This window comes from Acidimicrobiia bacterium (assembly GCA_035471805.1).
GTDB lineage: Bacteria > Actinomycetota > Acidimicrobiia > Spongiisociales > JAHEDJ01 > JAHEDJ01.
The window spans coordinates 1-1,968 of sequence record DATIPS010000069.1 but is presented as its reverse complement, the minus strand read 5'-3'; the positions used below and the strand labels follow the sequence as shown (position 1 = coordinate 1,968).

Here is a 1,968-nt window from a genome sequence, read left to right as displayed (position 1 = left end):
GCCCGACCCGGTCACGGACTCCATCACGGTCCGGGTGACGAGGATCTCGTCGGGACCTGCGGCCGCGGCGACCCGGGCCCCGATGTGCACGGCGATACCACCGAGATCGTTGCCGAGGACTTCGCATTCTCCCGAGTGGATGCCGATCCGCACGTGCAGTCCGATATCTGCTGTTTCGTTCCGGATCGCCGTCGCGCACCGTATGGCTCTCGTGGGGCTGTCGAAGCTCGACAAGAACCCATCCCCGGTGTGCTTGACCTCTCTCCCGCCGAAGTGGGCGATCTGAGTTCTGGCGATCCGGTTGTGGCGTTCGAGGACCGATCTCCACATGTCATCGCCGAGGAGGGCAGCCTGCTGGGTCGAGGCCACGATGTCGGTGAACATCACGGTCGACAGAATCCGGTCGGGGGACGGCATCGCCTTGCCCTTGGAAAGGAGGGCCAGCCGATAGTCCTCCAGATATCGCTGGGAGTTGGCGAGGTAGTCGGCGTCGAGGCGATTGCGGAACATCGAGACGCTGAAGACTTCAGCCCAGTCCGCCACCGGCATCACATAGTCGTCCACCGCCTGGAAGTGAAGTGGCCAGCGTTTGACGTGCTCTTCCGACCGGAAGAGATTCATGCGGCTTCAGTTGAAGGCCCCTGAACCCGCTCTCGATCGGGAAAACGGGGAAGGCATGTATCCGACCGCCGCTTCGGGACTGATCTCCAGCAGTTCGTCGTCTCGCATTCGAACCCGGATCCGGTCGCCACAATCCAGACACCGGGACTCCACGACGACCTCTTGACCTGGAAACAGCCAGCGCACGGCCAGCGACTCCATTCCTCACTGTCCGTACCACCGCGAAACACCGTCCACGCTGATCAGGTGATGGGTTGGGACGTTGCTGAAAGGAGCCCAGGACTCGATGAAGTCGGTATCGGTCGCGAGCCAGTACCCGGCTATCGGCGCAGCTTCTGCGGCGGCCCTTTGCAGGACACGTGCCTCCTCCACACCGATCGCCAGTGCGTCGGCCAGTTCGCTGAAATGCGGAGCCCTCCCGAAAGAAACGAAGTGCTCGAGAATCTCGGTGAAACCTCGCTGAACCAGGGTCTGATCGGTCGCCACCTCGCCTCCCACCGGACGACATCGACAGCGTAGACCCTGGCCACACCTCCTGGGTCGGAGACGACCGGGATCTGCGGCGCCAGAGACCGGGAGGTCCCGAGGCCGACTGGCACGACCGCCATCCCGATGGTCGGGTCAGTCGCCTTTGTGTTCCTCCAGCGGCGCCGTGTAGGTGTCGCAGAGGCAGGAAGGCACCCAGCATCCTTCCGGTTGGCGATGCTCCACCTCCGGGTGACCGCAGGTAAGGCACCGTCGCCTGGAACCGTCGCTTCGTCCGGGGCGTCTTCCGGGCATGGCCGCTGCTCCTCGTCGATCAGTCTCCGTCGGTCTCGATGCCCAGCTGGGTGAAGATGCGCTGGCGTTCCGTCGCGAAGGCGGCATCGCTCAAGAACCCTGCCGCGTGCCTCTCGCTCAAGAGCCGGAACTCCTCCATGAGGCGAGCTTCGTCATGGGGATCGGGGCCGCTCGGCTCCGCGGCGATCGTCTCACGTCTGACCTGTTTGGCTTCCTGGCGTTGCTGGCGGCGCTGTTCACGGGCGCGCTTGGCCATGCCCTCTCTTCCGCGCGCCATCAGAAGACCTGCGCGAAGCAGTCGAGGGCTGTGCCCGTGTGAACCCGAGGTCGCTGCATCAAAGGACCCCCTATCGACGTGGCGGCCGGGGGCGCGCCTCGTTGACCGAGAGCCGCCGACCGTTCCATTCGTTGCCATCGAGTTCCTCAATGGCTTTGGCGCCGGCGTTCGAGTCGGCGAGTTCGACGAATCCGAAGCCTCGCGACCGGCCGGTGTCGCGATCGGTGATCACCGAAGCGGAGTCGACGGTGCCGTATTCGGCGAAGAGGGAACGAAGATCGCCCTCGGTC

At 64.5% G+C, this 1,968-nt stretch carries 4 protein-coding genes; all 4 read right to left on the bottom strand.

The genetic code is table 11. From position 1 onward, the window contains the following. Positions 1–621: adenylate/guanylate cyclase domain-containing protein (locus VLT15_14060; protein ID HSR46339.1), on the bottom strand; the 621-nt coding region annotated here is incomplete at its 3' end. A 204-nt stretch (positions 622–825) separates the two neighbouring features. Further along, positions 826–1,107, bottom strand: coding sequence for a hypothetical protein (locus tag VLT15_14055; GenBank protein HSR46338.1), 282 nt, complete (start codon positions 1,105–1,107; stop codon positions 826–828). A gap of 313 nt (positions 1,108–1,420) precedes the next feature. Then, positions 1,421–1,678, bottom strand: a complete 258-nt coding sequence (locus VLT15_14050; protein ID HSR46337.1) for a hypothetical protein — start codon at positions 1,676–1,678, stop codon at positions 1,421–1,423. A 70-nt stretch (positions 1,679–1,748) separates the two neighbouring features. Beyond that, positions 1,749–1,968: RNA-binding protein (locus VLT15_14045; GenBank protein HSR46336.1), on the bottom strand; the 220-nt coding region annotated here is incomplete at its 5' end.

Bases quoted from the DNA above. Each gene is read 5' to 3' on its own strand.
- VLT15_14050 (HSR46337.1), bottom strand. From the start codon at position 1,678: ATGGCGCGCGGAAGAGAGGGCATGGCCAAGCGCGCCCGTGAACAGCGC.